The organism is Amycolatopsis sp. NPDC104775, assembly GCF_055583325.1.
This window is the reverse complement of sequence record NZ_JBVJOE010000008.1, coordinates 115,018-130,419: the sequence shown is the minus strand read 5'-3', so window position 1 is coordinate 130,419 and position 15,402 is coordinate 115,018. Positions and strand designations below refer to the sequence as shown.

General features: G+C 68.5%; 16 protein-coding genes. 9 read left to right on the top strand and 7 right to left on the bottom strand.

Annotated features, from left to right (window positions below):
• The first annotated feature begins 18 nt into the window (after window positions 1-18).
• From ACZ63D_RS31165 to ACZ63D_RS31155, 3 genes are all read left to right on the top strand, one after another.
• Window positions 19-597: a GNAT family N-acetyltransferase gene (locus ACZ63D_RS31165; protein WP_465357934.1), complete on the top strand. Its 579-nt coding sequence runs from the start codon at window positions 19-21 to the stop codon at window positions 595-597.
• A gap of 118 nt (window positions 598-715) precedes the next feature.
• Window positions 716-2,695 carry an acetate--CoA ligase gene (acs, locus tag ACZ63D_RS31160; RefSeq protein WP_465357933.1) on the top strand — a complete coding sequence of 660 codons (1,980 nt, stop codon included), beginning with the start codon at window positions 716-718 and terminating at the stop codon, window positions 2,693-2,695.
• A gap of 137 nt (window positions 2,696-2,832) precedes the next feature.
• Window positions 2,833-3,363 (top strand): DUF6319 family protein, encoded by a 531-nt coding sequence (locus ACZ63D_RS31155; RefSeq protein ID WP_465357932.1) that lies wholly within the window; start codon window positions 2,833-2,835, stop codon window positions 3,361-3,363.
• A gap of 62 nt (window positions 3,364-3,425) precedes the next feature.
• On the opposite strand, the gene ACZ63D_RS31150 is transcribed toward ACZ63D_RS31155, so the two are convergent.
• Entirely contained in the window at window positions 3,426-3,764 is a 339-nt protein-coding gene (locus ACZ63D_RS31150) for a cupin domain-containing protein (RefSeq protein ID WP_465357931.1), read from the bottom strand.
• A gap of 120 nt (window positions 3,765-3,884) precedes the next feature.
• Here ACZ63D_RS31150 and ACZ63D_RS31145 point away from each other — a divergent pair, with 120 nt between their 5' ends.
• The gene (locus ACZ63D_RS31145) at window positions 3,885-4,607 is read left to right on the top strand and encodes a VIT1/CCC1 transporter family protein (protein WP_465357930.1); all 723 of its coding nucleotides are present in this window, start codon (window positions 3,885-3,887) and stop codon (window positions 4,605-4,607) included.
• Here the strand turns inward: ACZ63D_RS31145 and ACZ63D_RS31140 are convergent.
• The gene (locus tag ACZ63D_RS31140) at window positions 4,604-6,061 is read right to left on the bottom strand and encodes a peptide MFS transporter (protein WP_465357929.1); all 1,458 of its coding nucleotides are present in this window, start codon (window positions 6,059-6,061) and stop codon (window positions 4,604-4,606) included. The two genes, ACZ63D_RS31145 and ACZ63D_RS31140, sit on opposite strands and share 4 nt — an antisense overlap.
• 287 nt (window positions 6,062-6,348) lie before the next feature.
• Here ACZ63D_RS31140 and nhaA point away from each other — a divergent pair, with 287 nt between their 5' ends.
• From nhaA to ACZ63D_RS31125, 3 genes are read left to right on the top strand one after another with little or no spacing between them, the layout of a single operon-like run.
• The gene (gene nhaA / locus ACZ63D_RS31135; protein WP_465357928.1) at window positions 6,349-7,533 is read left to right on the top strand and encodes a Na+/H+ antiporter NhaA; all 1,185 of its coding nucleotides are present in this window, start codon (window positions 6,349-6,351) and stop codon (window positions 7,531-7,533) included.
• A gap of 59 nt (window positions 7,534-7,592) precedes the next feature.
• Entirely contained in the window at window positions 7,593-8,087 is a 495-nt protein-coding gene (locus ACZ63D_RS31130) for a phage holin family protein (protein WP_465357927.1), read from the top strand.
• Between the two features lie 19 nt (window positions 8,088-8,106).
• Entirely contained in the window at window positions 8,107-9,024 is a 918-nt protein-coding gene (locus ACZ63D_RS31125; RefSeq protein ID WP_465358176.1) for an alpha/beta fold hydrolase, read from the top strand.
• A 276-nt stretch (window positions 9,025-9,300) separates the two neighbouring features.
• On the opposite strand, the gene ACZ63D_RS31120 is transcribed toward ACZ63D_RS31125, so the two are convergent.
• The 4 genes from ACZ63D_RS31120 to nth are packed head-to-tail and all read right to left on the bottom strand — an operon-like array spanning window position 9,301 to window position 12,488.
• Complete coding sequence (locus ACZ63D_RS31120; RefSeq protein ID WP_465357926.1) at window positions 9,301-10,485, bottom strand: MarP family serine protease; 1,185 nt, start codon at window positions 10,483-10,485, stop codon at window positions 9,301-9,303.
• Between the two features lie 7 nt (window positions 10,486-10,492).
• Window positions 10,493-11,209, bottom strand: a complete 717-nt coding sequence (locus ACZ63D_RS31115) for an NUDIX hydrolase (RefSeq protein WP_465357925.1) — start codon at window positions 11,207-11,209, stop codon at window positions 10,493-10,495.
• A complete protein-coding gene (locus tag ACZ63D_RS31110) occupies window positions 11,206-11,808 on the bottom strand; it encodes a TlpA family protein disulfide reductase (protein ID WP_465357924.1) in 603 nt (200 codons plus the stop codon). The genes ACZ63D_RS31115 and ACZ63D_RS31110 overlap by 4 nt, the downstream gene beginning before the upstream one ends.
• Window positions 11,805-12,488: an endonuclease III gene (gene nth / locus ACZ63D_RS31105; RefSeq protein ID WP_465357923.1), complete on the bottom strand. Its 684-nt coding sequence runs from the start codon at window positions 12,486-12,488 to the stop codon at window positions 11,805-11,807. Before nth ends, ACZ63D_RS31110 begins: the two co-directional genes overlap by 4 nt.
• A gap of 237 nt (window positions 12,489-12,725) precedes the next feature.
• On the opposite strand from nth, the gene ACZ63D_RS31100 reads away from it, so the two are divergent.
• Both ACZ63D_RS31100 and ACZ63D_RS31095 read left to right on the top strand, forming a co-directional pair.
• A complete protein-coding gene (locus ACZ63D_RS31100; protein WP_037369289.1) occupies window positions 12,726-12,977 on the top strand; it encodes a hypothetical protein in 252 nt (83 codons plus the stop codon).
• Between the two features lie 159 nt (window positions 12,978-13,136).
• Window positions 13,137-13,811: a Crp/Fnr family transcriptional regulator gene (locus ACZ63D_RS31095; RefSeq protein WP_009084463.1), complete on the top strand. Its 675-nt coding sequence runs from the start codon at window positions 13,137-13,139 to the stop codon at window positions 13,809-13,811.
• Between the two features lie 422 nt (window positions 13,812-14,233).
• Here ACZ63D_RS31095 and ACZ63D_RS31090 read toward each other — a convergent pair whose 3' ends face one another.
• Window positions 14,234-15,391, bottom strand: coding sequence for a glycosyltransferase (locus tag ACZ63D_RS31090; RefSeq protein WP_465357922.1), 1,158 nt, complete (start codon window positions 15,389-15,391; stop codon window positions 14,234-14,236).
• Window positions 15,392-15,402 lie beyond the last annotated feature (11 nt).

The following is a 15,402-nucleotide window of genomic DNA, read 5'->3' as shown; positions in this document are numbered from 1 at the left end:
CCGTCTTAGCGTGAGGGCGTGACCTGGAGCGAACACCCCATCCTGTCCGGCCGCCACGTACGGCTCGAACCCCTCGCACTCGAGCACGCCCCCGGCCTGTTCGAGGCGGGAGCCGACCCGGGCATCTGGGCCTGGCTGAGCGTCAGCCAGCCCGCCGACCTCGGCGAAACCGAGGCGATGGTGAAGGCCGCGCTCGCCGATCCGGACCGCCGCGCGTGGGCGCAGATCGACGTCGCGTCCGGCCGCGTCGCGGGCACCACTTCTTATTACCAGGTAGTAGCGAAACACCGGATCCTGTCGATCGGGCACACCTGGATCGGCGCGGAGTTCCAGCGCACCGCGCTCAACACCGAGGCCAAATTCCTCCTGCTGCGCAACGCCTTCGAGGACTGGGGAGCCCAGCGTGTCGCGTGGGAAACCGACAACCGCAACCTCCGTTCGCAACGCGCCATCGAACGGCTCGGCGCGCTGCGCGAGGGAGTGCTCCGGGCGCACCGGATCCGTCCGGACGGCACAACCCGCGACACGGTGCTCTACTCGATGACGGACGCCGAGTGGCCGGGCGCCCGTGCCCGGCTGCTCGCCCGCCTCGGCTGAGCGTCGCCGCACATCGCTTGGCGCTGTGTGCGCAACGTGGCTGCAACCTTGTCGTAGGCGGGCTAACGTCGCTAGCGTTCCCTGAGCCGCGGGTTCGCACTACAGGAGGCTTTGCACCATGACCGAGCAGTCCCCAGCGTTGGACAACCTGCTCACGGAGAGCCGCACGTTTCCCCCCAGCGAAGAGTTCGCTGGTCAGGCGAACGCGAAGGCCGAGTTGTATGCGACGGCGGACGCTGACCGCGAGCAGTTCTGGGCCGGACAGGCGGAGCGGCTGTCGTGGGACACGAAGTGGTCCCAGGTATTGGACTGGACCAATGCGCCGTTCGCGAAGTGGTTCGTCGGCGGGAAACTGAACGTCGCGTACAACTGCGTGGACCGGCACGTCGAGTCCGGCCACGGGGACCAGGTCGCGATCCACTGGGTCGGCGAGCCGGGCGACACCCGCGACATCACCTACGCGCAGTTGAAGGACGAGGTTTCCAAGGCCGCGAACGCACTGTCGTCGCTGGGCGTCGTGGCCGGGGACGTCGTGGCGATCCAGCTGCAGATGGTGCCCGAGGCGATTTTCGCGATGCTGGCGTGCGCGCGGATCGGCGCCCTGCACAGCGTGGTGTTCGGCGGCTTCTCGCCGACGGCGCTGCGCGCGCGGGTGGACGACGCGGCGGCGAAGATCGTGATCACTTCGGACGGTCAGTACCGTCGCGGCAAGGCCGCGCCGATGAAGGCGAACGTCGACGAAGCCTTGCAGGGCGCGGAAACCGTGCAGAAGGTCATCGTCGTCAAGCGCACCGGCAGCGACCTCGAAGGCGAGACGCCGTGGACCGAGGGCCGCGACCTGTGGTGGCACGAACTGGTCGACGGACAGTCCACTGAGCACAAGCCGGAAGCCTTCGATTCCGAGCACCCGCTGTTCATCCTGTACACCTCGGGCACCACGGGTAAGCCGAAGGGCATTCTGCACACTTCGGGCGGCTACCTGACCCAGACCGCGTACACGCACAACGTCGTGTTCGACCACAAGCCGGGCGAAGACGTCTACTGGTGCACCGCCGACATCGGCTGGATCACCGGGCACTCGTACATCGTGTACGGGCCGCTGGCGAACCGCGTGACCCAGGTGGTCTACGAAGGCACGCCGAACACCCCGCACGAGGGACGGCACTGGGAAATCATCCAGAAGTACAAGGTCTCCCTCTACTACACCGCGCCGACGCTGATCCGCACCTTCATGAAGTGGGGCGAGGACATCCCGGCGAAGTACGACCTGTCTTCGCTGCGGGTGCTGGGAAGCGTGGGCGAGCCGATCAACCCCGAAGCCTGGATCTGGTACCGGGAAAAGATCGGCGCGAACAAGACGCCGGTCGTGGACACGTGGTGGCAGACCGAAACCGGCGCGATCATGATCTCGCCGCTGCCCGGCGTCACCGCCGCCAAGCCGGGTTCGGCGCAGCGCGCGCTGCCGGGCATCTCGGCGAAGGTCGTGGACGACACCGGCGCCGAGGTCCCGCACGGCGGCGGCGGATACCTCGTGCTGGACAAGCCGTGGCCGTCGATGCTGCGCGGCGTGTGGGGCGACGACGAGCGCTTCCGCGACACCTACTGGTCCCGTTTCTCCGAGCAGGGCTACTACTTCGCCGGCGACGGCGCGAAGTACGACGGGGACGGCGACATCTGGCTGCTCGGCCGCGTGGACGACGTGATGAACGTGTCCGGGCACCGGATCTCGACCACCGAGGTCGAGTCCGCGCTCGTGTCGCACCCGACGGTCGCCGAGGCCGCGGTCGTCGGCGCGACCGACCCGACCACCGGACAGGGCATCGTCGCGTTCGTGATCCTGCGCGGCAACGCCGTGGACGGCGGCGACGAGGCGGTGCAGGAGCTGCGCAACCACGTCGCCAAGGAGATCGGGCCTATCGCGAAGCCGCGGCAGATCATGGTCGTGGCGGAGCTGCCGAAGACCCGCTCCGGCAAGATCATGCGCCGGCTGCTGCGCGACGTCGCGGAGAACCGGCAGATCGGCGATGTCACCACGCTCGCCGACTCGTCGGTCATGGACCTCATCTCCTCCGGGCTGAACTCCGGCAAGGAGGAGTAAGTTCTTCACCGTCAGGAAGGGGCTCTCCCGGCTGGGAGGGTCCCTTCCTGCATTGATCCCCTGAAAGTGCGGGCATCGAACGCATGTTCTAAGATGCCCGCGTACCCAACCCAGATCCGGGCAAGGAGACGACACGAATGTCCGTGGAAGCCCTGACGCACGACGAGGACACTGCGGCCGGGCCGGCGGCGTCATCGCCGCAGGCCGCCGGCACCCCGGAGGCCCCGGAAGTCGCCGAGCCCACCGCCGCTTCCGCTCCGGAGGCTTCGGGCTCTTCGGACTCCGCCCCGGCGGATGCCTCGAAGCCGGAGTCCGAAGGGTCTTCCGAGACCCCGGCCGTTGATTCGCCGAAGCCGAAGCGCGGCCGCCCGAAGGCCGCGGCGTCGACGGCGAAGAAGACCCGCACGGTGGAGCTGACGCTGACCGTCACCGGCACGGCGGACGGCGAGTGGCAGGCCGAGCTCAAGAACGGCGCCAAGTGGGTCGCGAAGGGCCTGGCAGTCCCGGCCGCGGCGGTCTCGCGTGCGGCGAAGGAACTGCACGACGACCTGTCCGGCCCGATCGACGAGGTCATCAACGCCGCCCGCGAGGCGCAGGCCGCGAAGGTCGCGCAGCTGGAGGCCGAGCTGGAAGCCGCCAAGGCGGCGCTGGCCGAACTCGACAACTGAGCTAGAACCCGGTCGCCCGGGTCCGGTGTCCACTGTGGCTCCGGACCCGGGCGTTCGTCGTTTCAGCCCACCGGCGGCCGTCCGGGCAGCGGGGCTTTGAACTCGATCCACCGGCTGTCGGCGAGCGCCTCGACGTGGTGCCGGACGCCGCGCGGATGCACCACCACGTCGCCCGGTCCGAGTTCGGACCACTCCCCGTCGACCGTGCCGCGCAGCCGCCCTTCCAGCACGTGCACGATGCTGTCGTGGTCGTGGCTGTGCTCGGCCGACGCGACGCCCGCCGGATAACGGATCTCGTACGCCAGGCCGTGCTCCGCGCGCGCCCGTTCCCGGATCAGCCCGGTGCCGCCGCGCAACGGCTTCCCCTCCACCACCGACAACGTCCGCCACTCCCGCTCCATCCCGGCAGCCTATTCGCCCGGTCAGGCAAGGCACAATTCATTGAGGATTGCCTTTCTTAACCGCATTCCAGCACTTCGGGAAATGTCGCGCGGAAACAATTTCCGTGATTGACTGAAGGCGTGACCGAAACAATGGGCGACGCGGTGCACGCGCACGAACCGCACGGGGACGTCGGCGGCAAGCTGAACTGGCTGCGCGCCGGGGTTCTCGGCGCGAACGACGGGATCGTGTCCGTCGCGGGCATCGTCGTGGGCGTGGCCGGGGCCACCACCGACAGCACCACGATTCTCACCGCCGGAATCGCCGGGCTCGTCGCGGGAGCGTTTTCCATGGCGGGCGGGGAATACGTGAGCGTGAGCACCCAGCGCGACACCGAACGCGCGCTGCTGCGGCTCGAGAAGCACGAACTGAAAACGATGCCGGAGGCCGAGGAACGCGAACTCGCGCAGATCTACGAGGACAAGGGCCTCTCGCCGGAGCTGGCGAAGCAGGTCGCGCGCGAGCTGACCGAAAAGGACCCGCTGCAGGCGCACGCGGAAGCCGAACTCGGCATCGACCCGGACAACCTGACCAGCCCGTGGCAGGCGGCGTGGGCTTCGCTGGTGGCGTTCTCCGTCGGCGCGCTGCTGCCGTTGCTGGCGATCGCCTGGACGTCGGTCAGCGTCCGGGTCTGGGCGTGTGCGCTGGCGGTGGTCGTCGGCCTCACGCTCACCGGTTTCGTGAGCGCGAGGCTCGGCAACGCGCAGGTGGGGCGCGCGATCGCCCGCAACGTCGGCGTCGGCGCCCTCACCATGCTCGTCACTTACTTCGTCGGGGTGCTTTTCGGCACCACCGTGGGTTAGTGCACACCCTTCATGAGGCGGCGGATCACCGGAATCAAGGCGAACAGCAGCAGTCCGATCGCGACCGCGACACCGCCGATGATGCTGAAATACGGCACCTCGTCGTGCGGGTCGTAGGACTGCGCGAGCTTGCCCGACAACGCCGTGCCCAGTGACACCGAAAGGAAGTTCAGCGCCACCATCTGCGTGCGGAACGCCTCCGGCGCGAGCTTCGTCGACAGCGAAAGCCCCACCGGCGACAGCATCAGCTCGGCGATGGTGAACACCAGCAGGATGCCGGCGAGCGCGAGCAGCGGGCTGCCGTTCTGCCCGGTGTGCGCCATCGGCAGGAAGAGCAGGAACGCCAGGCCCATGAGGACCGTGCCGAGCACGAACTTCATCGGCGTCGACGGCTGCTTCGGGCCGAGTTTCGTCCAGATCGCCGCGATGATCGGAGCGATCACGATGATGAACACCGGGTTGATCGAGTTGACCCAGGACACCGGCATCGTCCAGCCGAACAGGTCGCGGTCGAGCCGCTGGTCGCTGTAGACCGAGACGACCGTCGCCTGCTGCTGGTACAGCGAGAAGAACGCGGCGCTGGCGATGTACATCGGGATGAACGACAGCACCCGGCTGCGCTCGTCCGAGGTGATCTTCTTGCTGGTCAGGATGGCCAGGAAGTACACGACCGAGATCGCGACGACCACGTAGACGACGACGTCGGCGAGGTTGTCCGGGGTGACCACGCCGGACATGATCAGCGCGACGACCGCGGCGATGATCACCACGGCGACCCCGATCACGAGCGCGCGCTGCGAGGCGGGCAGCGGGTTCGGCACCTCGGACGCCTTCGCGCCCAGATTCTTCCGCCCGATCGTGTACTGGATCAGCCCGAGCGCCATGCCGATCGCGGCGAGGCCGAAGCCGAAGTGGAACCCGAGGTTCTGCTGGGCGAGCCCGGTCAGCAGCGGGCCGATGAACCCGCCGAGGTTGACGCCCATGTAGAAGATCGTGAACCCGGCGTCGCGCCGCTCGTCGCCCTCGGCGTACAGCGTGCCGACCACCGAGGTCGCGTTGCCCTTGAGCCCGCCGGACCCGAGCGCGACGCACGCGAGCCCCACGCCGACACCGGTCAGGCCAGGCAGCACGGCGAGGGCGATGTGCCCGATCATCACGACGATGGCGCTGTAGAACAGCGTGCGCTCGGAGCCGAGCAGCCGGTCGGCGATCCACGCGCCGACGACCGTGGCGAGGTAGACCGTGCCGCCGTACGCGCCGACGATGCCGAGCGCGGCGCTCTGGTCGATCCCCAGTCCGCCCTTGTCGGCCTGGTAGTAGAGGTAGATGGCGAGGATGCCCTGCATCCCGTAGAAGGAGAAGCGCTCCCACATCTCCACGCCGAAGAGGTTCGCCAACCCCCTCGGGTGCCCGAAGAATCTCGTGTCGGCCTGGGCGTCGATAGGGGTGCTCACTACTGCCTCGTCCCTGTATTCAACATCGTTGTCGTTCTCTCCTCGCATGCTAGAAGGCGAACAGGTGAACGAAAAACCGGCGTCAGTATGGACTAGACAACTTGGCTCCCGCGATGGACTGACCTGCGTTTGCGCGCGACGGCCGGCGATGCGAGCGTCATCGGGCAGGCGCGGGTTGCCATTCGTCACAACGGCCGGTAATCGGCGACTGCGGACGGTAAACTGGACATCGGTGTGCCGGGAAGTCTGGTCGGCGGAAGAGCCGTCGTCCCCGCAAGGAGTTTTTCGTGACCCCAGCCCGCGCCGTCGCCGAATTCGCCCGTTTCCTGCGTACGGAAACGACCGGCGGGCTGATCCTGCTCGCCGCCACCGCGGTCGCCCTGATCTGGGCCAACTCGCCGCTCGCCCCCGCTTACGAAGCGCTGCGCGACTTCCAGCTCGGCCCGGAATTCCTGCACCTCAACCTCACTGTCGGCGATTGGGCGAAGGACGGCCTGCTCGCGCTGTTCTTCTTCGTCGCCGGGCTTGAGCTCAAGCGGGAACTGGTGGTCGGCGAGCTGTCCCGGTGGCGTCAGGCGGTGCTGCCGGTGATCGCCGCGGTCGGCGGGATGGTCGTGCCCGCGGTTCTCGCGCTTTCGATCGCCTGGAACACGGCGGAGGTCGACCGGGCGTGGGCGATCCCGGTGGCCACCGATATCGCGTTCGCGCTCGGCGTGCTCGCGCTGACCGCCTCGAACCTGCCCAGCAGCGCGCGGGTGTTCCTGCTTTCCCTTGCCGTGGTGGACGACCTGGGCGCGATTCTTGTCATCGCGATCCTCTTCACCAGCGGTTTCAACCTGATCGCGGCGGCGGTCGCGGTGGTCGCTCTCGGCCTTTACGCCTTCCTGCAGCACAAACGCGTCCGTACCCCGTGGCTGTACGTGCCGCTCGCGCTGATCACCTGGGTCGCGGTGCATTCGGCGGGCATCCACGCGACGATCGCCGGTGTCGCGCTCGGGTTGCTCACTCGCGTTCGCGAGGACGAGGGCGAGGAAGAAGCGCCCGCAGTGCGGCTCGAACACCGGTTGCAGCCTTGGTCCGCCGCAGTCGCGGTTCCGTTGTTCGCCTTGTTCGCCGCGGGGATTTCGGTGAACAGCGACGCGTTGTCGACGGTTTTCACCACCGCGCTGCCGCTGGCTGTCCTCATCGGACTGGTCGTCGGGAAGTTCGTCGGCATCTTCGGCGCGAGCCTGCTGGCTGTGAAGCTGCGCGTAGCGGAAAAGCCCAGCGGGATGAGCTGGCGAGACGTGGCGGCGCTGTCCGTGCTCGGCGGCGTCGGGTTCACCGTCAGCCTGCTGATCGCCGAACTCGCGCTGCCCGCCGAAGCGGCCGAAGTGGCCAAGGCGGCCGTCTTGATCGCGTCCGCGATCGCCTCGCTGACGGCGGCCGTACTGCTCTTGCGGCGCAGCCGGGTGCACGCGAACGCGGACTGATCCCGACACTCCCGCCGGTCCGTCGCGCCTGGGGAACGGCCACGTGGCACGATGACCCAGTGAGCAGCCCCAAACACGAGCGCACCAGCCCCGACGGCGTGGGGGCCGTGCCGTACCTGCCCCTGTCCAGCGACGAGGAAGCCGCGGCGAGCGAACAGTCCATCGGCAAGCTCGTCGGCGACGCCACCCAGCACCTGTCGACGCTGGTCCGCGCCGAAATCGAGCTGGCGAAAGCCGAGCTGGCGCAGGAAGCGAAGAAGGCGCTCAAGGGGACGGTCTTCTTCCTGATCGCCCTCACCGTCTTTCTGTACAGCACCTTCTTCCTGTTCCTGCTGATCGCCGAGGGCCTGTCGGACTGGTGGGGCATCCGCTGGCCCGCGTTCGCGACGGTGTTCGGCCTGATGCTGGTCACCGTGGGCGCGACGGCGTTCCTCGGCTGGCGCAAGGTGAAGAAGCTGCGCGCGCCGGAACGCACGATCAGCAGCGTCAAGGAAACGGCCGAGGCGTTCAAACGCAAGCCGTCCGACGACGACCTGCCCTCGACGCAGGGCTGACGCCAGCCCTCGCCCGGTGGTGGAGCTGACGCCGGACCCGTCGAGCGTGCGGGTCGACGGGCCGTGGACGCATCGCGACGTCTCGGCCAACGGCATCCGCCTGCACGTAGCCGAATGCGGCGAGGGCCCGTTAGTGCTGCTCCTGCACGGTTTCGCTGGCTTCTGGTGGACCTGGCGGCACCAGCTGCCCGCGCTGGCCGACGCCGGTTTCCGCGCGGTAGCGGTAGATCTGCGCGGCTACGGCGACTCAGACAAACCCCCGCGCGGCTACGACGCCTGGACGCTCGCGGGTGACGTAGGCGGCCTGATCAAGGCCTTAGGCGCCCGCCGGGCACACCTGGTCGGCCACGCCTGGGGCGGCATGCTCGCCTGGACAGTCGCCGCCATGCACCCCCGCCTGGTGTCCTCGGTAACCGCGATCGGTGCCGCCCACCCCCTAGCGTTCAAGTCGGCGGTAAAGCGCACGAGCAGCCAAATCCGCGCAGTCGGCCACCTCTTCCGCTTCCAGGTGCCCATGGCCCCGGAAAAATGGCTGGTCCGCGACAACGCCGCAGCGGTAGAAGACTTGTTCGCCAAATGGTCCGGCGAGACCTGGCGCACCTCCGCGGACTTCACCGAGACGATCCCGCCGTTCCGCCAAGCCATGCTGGTCCCCGGCGTCGCACACTCCGCCCTGGAGTACTACCGCTGGGCCTTCCGCGCCCAGTTCCGCGGAGAAGGAAAACGTTTCACCGACGCCGTAAACGCCCGCATCACCGCCCCCGTACTGCAACTCCACGGCGCGGACGACACCTGCATCCTCCCGGAAACCGCGCTGGCCTCAGTCCACTGGGCAGGCCCCCACAGCGAACCGAAGATCTGGCCCACCATCGGCCACTTCCCCCACCTGGAAGACCCAGACCGAGTAACAAAGTCCGTTGTGGACTTCATCCGCTAACCCCAGCCACCGTTCCGTGAGGGGAACCCTCACGAACTCTGATTCCCTCAGGGTTCCCCTCACGGCCCTAAAACCGCACCAACGCCCCCAACCGGCGAGGCACCCACACCCTCCCCCGCACCCCGATACGAAGCCTCCCTGCGGTTCGGGGGTGCTTGTCAAGGCACGCTTTCCCGCCTTGACAAGCACCCCCGAACCGTCAGCACACTCAGGCTTCGGGGTGCCCCACGCACGCACGAGGCGCAATGTCGCCCCCCAGGGCGACGAGCCGCCCCCTCAACTAGCGCAAGCCCCAGTCCCCACCCGAGCAGTCTGCGACGGAGCAGCATCCACCACACTCCGCACCTGGTCCGCAGTCAACGTAAACCCAGTCTCCGGATCCTCCACCGCAGCACCGAACACCACCCCGATCACCTCCCCCTCCGGCGTAATCATCGGCCCGCCAGAATTCCCGCTCCGCACCGTCCCCCGAACAGTGAACACATCCCGCTGCACAGTATTGGCGTCATAAATATCCGGCCCGCGCAAATTGATCCGCCCCCGAACCCGAGCCGGAGTAGCCGTATACGGCCCATCCAACGGATACCCCAGCACCACCGCATTATCCCCAGCCCGCGCAGTCTGCGAAGCAAACGGCAACACCGGCGCCCGCAACCCAGGCACCGCCAGCACCGCAACATCAACCTCAGGATTGAAATAAACCACCCGAGCCCGATAATCCCCCGAAGTCGACTCAATCCCGACCTCGTCAGTCCCCGCCACCACGTGCGCGTTAGTCATAACCCGCTGCGGTGCCACCACAAACCCGCTGCCCTCAAGCGCCCGGGAACAAGACGGCGCGTTCCCCCGAATCTTCACCACGCTCGGATGCACCCGCTTGGCCACCGCGGACACATTGAGCGAAGTATCCGGCGGCGGCGTATCCGCCGAGGGCGCCTTCTCAAACGGTGACAACGCGGACGGAAACCCAGACGCATCCAGCAATTTCCGCAAATCGCTGGGCAGCCCCTGCGCCTCAGCAGGCATCAGGTCATTGACCTCGCCCAGCACCACCGAGGAATTGATCGACTTGGCCAACCCCGGAATCGCCGACACCGTAGTCAACGGATTAGCGACCAACCAGGCGACCACGAACACCGCAGCCGCCTGCAAGATCGCGCCGAGCGTCTTGTCGATGCCGGAAAGCTTGTCCGGATTGATCTTCTGCCGCAGCTTCCGCCCGACCCACACGCCGAGCGTCTCGCCGAGCACGATCAGGAACACGACGACAGCGAACGCGAACGCGACCTTCGCGACCGGGCTGTCGAAGAGACTGATCACGAACGGGGCCAGCTTCACCCCGGCCACGGCGCCCAGCGCGACCCCCACGAGCGCGGGCAGCGCGACGATCACACCCTGGAACGCGCCGGAAACCGCCGCCATGACCGCGAGCAGCAGGACGACGACATCGACCCAGTTCACCGCGCCGTCACTCCTCGATACTGCCGTCCCGGGCCGCCAACCGGCCCTGATGTTCGGCCCACGCTACGTCAAGCTCGCGCACATCGCCGGTGTCCCACTCCCGTTCCCAGCCGCCGAGCGAAAGCAGCACGGACAGCAATCCAGCGGTGAAACCCCAGACGAACAGGCCGTCGACAGTGAACGCCGGCCCCCGCCACGACGCGTCGCCGCGGCGCACGGTGAACCGGTTGGCCGGGTCGGCGAGATCGGCCAGCGAAACCCGGGCGACCGCCGCCGTCTCGGCCGGATCGACCGCGCGCACCGGCGACGGCGTGTGCCAGTGCGCCAGCACCGGCGTGACCGCGAACCTCGACACCGGCACGAACAGCTCCGGCAGCACCGCGACCGGGAGGATTCCCGACGGGTCCACGCCGGTTTCCTCTTCGGCCTCGCGCAGCGCCGTGCCGACCGGGCCGTCGTCGCCGTCCTCCGCGCCGCCGCCCGGGAACGAGACCTGCCCGGCGTGCGAGCCGAGCGTGTCGGCCCGCCGCTGCAGCAGGACGTCCGGACCGTCTCCGCCCGGCCGTTCGCCGAAGAGGATGAGCACCGCAGCGGCCCGGGTCAGCAGGTCTTCCGGCGGGCTGAATCGGGTGAACGCGCGGCTGTCGAGCTCACCGGAGACCTTCACCAGCGGCCGCAGCCATTCCGGCACGGCTTCGGGGTCGACGAGCGGTCCGGTGGTCATGAGTAGTCCTTCACAGCAGCGCGCACCTGGTCAGTGTTGTCGAACAACCGCGGGTTCGCGATGAACCGGACCTGGCCGTCCGCGGTGACCAGGTACGACGCGGGCAACGACGAGGGAGCCTTGAGCGCGGTGCGGATGGGACCGGTCTGGCCGTCGCCGTCGTACAGCGACGGAAGGTGCACGCCGAGTCGCTCGAACAGACCGAGACCCTCCGCGGCCGGGCTCGCGACCTGCACGCCGATCACGCGCACCGCACCCGGCTCAGCGGCGTACCGCTGCAGCACTGGCAGCTCGGTCCGGCAGGGCTGGCACCACGACGCCCACACGTTGACCAGCACCGGGCCGCCGCCGAGGACCTTGCCGACGTCCACGCGGGACCCGTCGCCGAGGCAGTCCGCCTCGATCCCGGACAGCTGGCCGACCTCCTTCGCCGCGGCCGGCGGGCAAGCCTGCAGCTTCGCTGCCGCGCGCGCGGCAGTGAGGTCGCCGGACGCGGGTGGCGCTGAGGTCGAATCACCGCCGCGCAGCGTCAGGACCGCGACCAGCGCGGCCACCACCAGCACCGCGACCCCGAGCGCCCATTTGGTGACCGCAGTCACCCGCGCGCCGCCAGCTCGAGAATGTGGTCCCGCTCCGGGCCCTTGACGAATTTCGCGGCCGCTTCGAACTCAGTCGGCCCGGCGCCGAACGACGGGCAGTCCTTGCGCAGCGGACACGCCCCGCAGGCCGGTTTCCGCGCGTGGCACACGCGGCGGCCGTGGAAAATCACGCGGTGGGACAGCATGGTCCACTCTTTCCGCGGGATCAGCTCGCCGACCGCGTGTTCGACCTTGACCGGATCCTCCTCGGCGGTCCAGCCCCAGCGCCGCACGAGACGGCCGAAGTGAGTGTCCACTGTGATTCCCGGCACGTCGAAAGCGTTGCCGAGCACGACATTCGCGGTCTTGCGGCCGACCCCGGGCAGCGTGACGAGGTCTTCCAGCTTGTTCGGCACCTCGCCGCCGTAGCGCTCCACGAGCGCCGCGCCGAGACCCATCAGCGAATTCGCCTTGGCCCGGAAAAACCCGGTCGTGCGCAGGTATTCCTCGAGTTCGGCGCGTTCGGCCCCGGCGTAATCGGCGGCGGTGCGGTACTTCTTGAACAACGCGGGCGTGACCAGGTTCACCCGCACGTCCGTGGTCTGCGCCGACAACACCACCGCGACCAGCAGTTCCAGCGGATTCGTGAAATCCAGCTCGGCTTTCGCGTCCGGATAAACCTCGTCGAGGCAACGTTTCATCCGCCGGGCGCGTCTCACGAGAGCGAGCCGGCTTTCTTCGCGGTCCGCGCGGGGCCCGTTCGGGAGAGCAGGGGGCACCCCGATAGCCTACGGGCGCGTCGGACGAGCCGGTCGGGAGCATCCGCCGGTGGACGGCCGAACCGCCAGAGCACCACCTCTGCGGGCCGCGCGTCCGCCCTGAGCGAGGATCTGGAGTTCCATGACCGAGTGCGTCACCGACAACAGCGGAGCCGTGGCATGACCGTCTGGTTCGTGATCTTGGTCCCGCTGGTGATCATGTTCTTCGCGTTGTTCATGGAGCGGGTCGAGAGCAGGCTCAAGCACGTCGCGGTGCAGGAGAACGAGGTCGAGGAGTTCCTGGAGCAGGCCCAGCCCAACGAGGTCAGGGCACTGTACGGGCACGGGATCGGCCGCGCGCTCGAGCTGTTCCGGCTGCGCCGGCTCGGCGGACGGGCAGCCAGGCTACGCGCGCGCAAGGTGCGGAGTTAGGCTGCTCAGTCGGACGTGATCGTTCCAGGCAGCCGCGCCGCGCGCGGCGAGCTGACGAGCGATCCGCCCGACACGCCCTAGACTGACGCGAAAGTGATCGGCGACACTGCCTTCGACCTGCGAAGGAAGTGATCGTTTCTCGACGAGGAGGCACCCGAGGTGGACGAAACCCTGGCCCGTGCGGGCATTTTCCAGGGTGTGGAGCCGGCAGCGGCGGAGGCGCTGGCCCAGACCTTGGAATCCGTGGAGTTCCCCCGCGGCCATGTCATCTTCAACGAGGGCGAGCCGGGCGACCGGCTGTACATCATCCAGTCCGGCAAGGTGAAGATCGGCCGCAAGTCCCCGGACGGCCGCGAGAACCTGCTGTGGATCGCCGGTCCGTCCGACATGTTCGGCGAACTGTCCATCTTCGACCCCGGTCCGCGCACGTCCGGCGCCACGACTGTCACCGAGGTCCGCGCGGTCACCATGGACCGCCCGGCGCTGCGGCAGTGGATCGCCACCCGCCCGGAGATCGCCGAGCAGCTGCTGCGCGTCGTCGCGCGCCGCCTGCGCCGCACGAACAACATGGTCGCGGAACTGATCTTCACCGACGTCCCCGGCCGCGTGGCCCGCGCGCTGCTGCAGCTGGCGCAGCGTTTCGGCAGCCAGGAGGCGGGCCTGCTGCGGGTCACTCACGACCTGACGCAGGAAGAGATCGCCCAGTACGTCGGCGCGTCCCGCGAGACCGTCAACAAGGCTCTGGCCGACTTCGCCCACCGCGGCTGGCTGCGGCTCGAGGGCAAGAGCGTGCTGATCCTGGACCCGGAGCGGCTCGCTCGCCGCGCTCGCTGATCTTCCCCCGAGCGGGTTAATCCGCGCGGATTTTTCGAAGGCCACCTCCTCCTGGGGGTGGCCTTCGTGCGTGTGCACCGGTCCGTCCCCCACAAGGGCGGGATCTCTCCGCCGCCCCGTGTCGCCACCGGTTTCGGGTCGCCCGAGCAGGAAAATGACAAGGAGCCGGGCGCCACCCCCGACGTGGCGCACCGGCTCCTCGCCTGCGCACGGATCATCCCCCGACGACCCGCGCTCCCCGCCCTCCGGACCAGGCCCCGACCCATATGCCGGAGGGAGCTGGGTGCTGCAGTGTTGTGCCAACCCCATGAGGGGTGTCTTTCAACCATCATGGCCAAAACTCACGAATTCAAGGCCATTCACCCTCAAGGACGCCAAGACCGCGTCTTCGTTGCACTAGTTCACGAAGAATCCAGCTGGTGTTATCGGATCGAGACCTCGCCGTCATGCAGCCGGTCGACCACCGCCGCCGGGGCGGGCTGCTCGACGATCTGGGCGGCTAGGCCCTCGGCGGACTCCCGGTAGGAACGCTCGGCGAGCACGCTCCGGACCGCGTCGCGAATTCCGTCGCCGGACTCGACCGCGATCCCGGCTTCCGCGGCCTGAATCTGCGCGGCGACTTCGAAATGATCAGTCGCCAACGGCAAAACCACCACCGGCACCCCGTGCGCGAGCGCACCGAGCACAGTCGCCGAACCGCCGTGGCAGACCACCGCGTCGACGGCGGGCAGCAGTTGCGTCTGCGGCACGAACTGCTCGATTCGCACGTGGTCCGGTTGCGCACCGAACCGGCCGGCGTCGCCGTCCCGGCCAATCGTCGCCACGACGTTCACCGGCTCGTCGCGCAGCGCGGCCACCATTCCTTCCAGCACTCCGGGCCGCGCGTTGTGGGTGGTGCCGAGGGTGACGTAGACGGTCCGGTCGTACGGCAGCCCGTCGAGCACCGCCGGAGGCGGACCGGGCGTCGGCACCACGCCAGCGGGCTGGAGCGGCCAGCGCGTCGGGTACTCCCAGGCGACGTCCGCCGGGCACAATCCCTCCGGCCAGAAGTCCAGGTACGGCACGGTTTCGCGCGGCGGCAACTCCTCAAGGCCGCGCTCGCGGACCAGGCCGTTGGCGACTTCCCAGGCTCGTTCCATCGTCGCGGCGGACTTCGGCGGGCCGATCGCGTGCATCGCGTACGGCACGCCAACCAGGCACGCGGCCATCACCGCCGCGCGTTCGGCGAGGTTGGAGATGACGAGGTCCGGCCGCCAGTCGCGGACGAACTCGACCATGTCGTCGAGCCGCGCGGCCGCGCCGAGACCGACCAGGTACTCGGCGACCAGGTGGGAGAGCCGCTCGTCCGCGGTCATCCCGGCCATCTCTTCGCGAGCCCGCTGCCACCTCCCAGCGGCGGCGGCAGGGTCGCTCGGCCGTCCCACCGATACCGCTTGCAGACCGGTGTTTTCGAGGTGCCGCATGGCTTCGGGACCGGTCACGAACGCGACCTCGTCGCCCGCGGCTCGCGCCGCTTGGGCGAGCGGAAGCATCGGCGCGAGATGGCTGTATCCGGCTCCGGAGGAGAACATCAGCCGCATCGCGCGAGCGT

Bases quoted from the DNA above. Each gene is read 5' to 3' on its own strand.
- acs (WP_465357933.1), top strand. From the start codon at position 716: ATGACCGAGCAGTCCCCAGCGTTGGACAACCTGCTCACGGAGAGCCGC.
- ACZ63D_RS31090 (WP_465357922.1), bottom strand. From the start codon at position 15,391: ATGCGGCTGATGTTCTCCTCCGGAGCCGGATACAGCCATCTCGCGCCG.
- ACZ63D_RS31100 (WP_037369289.1), top strand. From the start codon at position 12,726: ATGACCGTCTGGTTCGTGATCTTGGTCCCGCTGGTGATCATGTTCTTC.
- ACZ63D_RS31155 (WP_465357932.1), top strand. From the start codon at position 2,833: ATGTCCGTGGAAGCCCTGACGCACGACGAGGACACTGCGGCCGGGCCG.
- nth (WP_465357923.1), bottom strand. From the start codon at position 12,488: ATGAAACGTTGCCTCGACGAGGTTTATCCGGACGCGAAAGCCGAGCTG.
- ACZ63D_RS31115 (WP_465357925.1), bottom strand. From the start codon at position 11,209: ATGACCACCGGACCGCTCGTCGACCCCGAAGCCGTGCCGGAATGGCTG.
- ACZ63D_RS31150 (WP_465357931.1), bottom strand. From the start codon at position 3,764: ATGGAGCGGGAGTGGCGGACGTTGTCGGTGGTGGAGGGGAAGCCGTTG.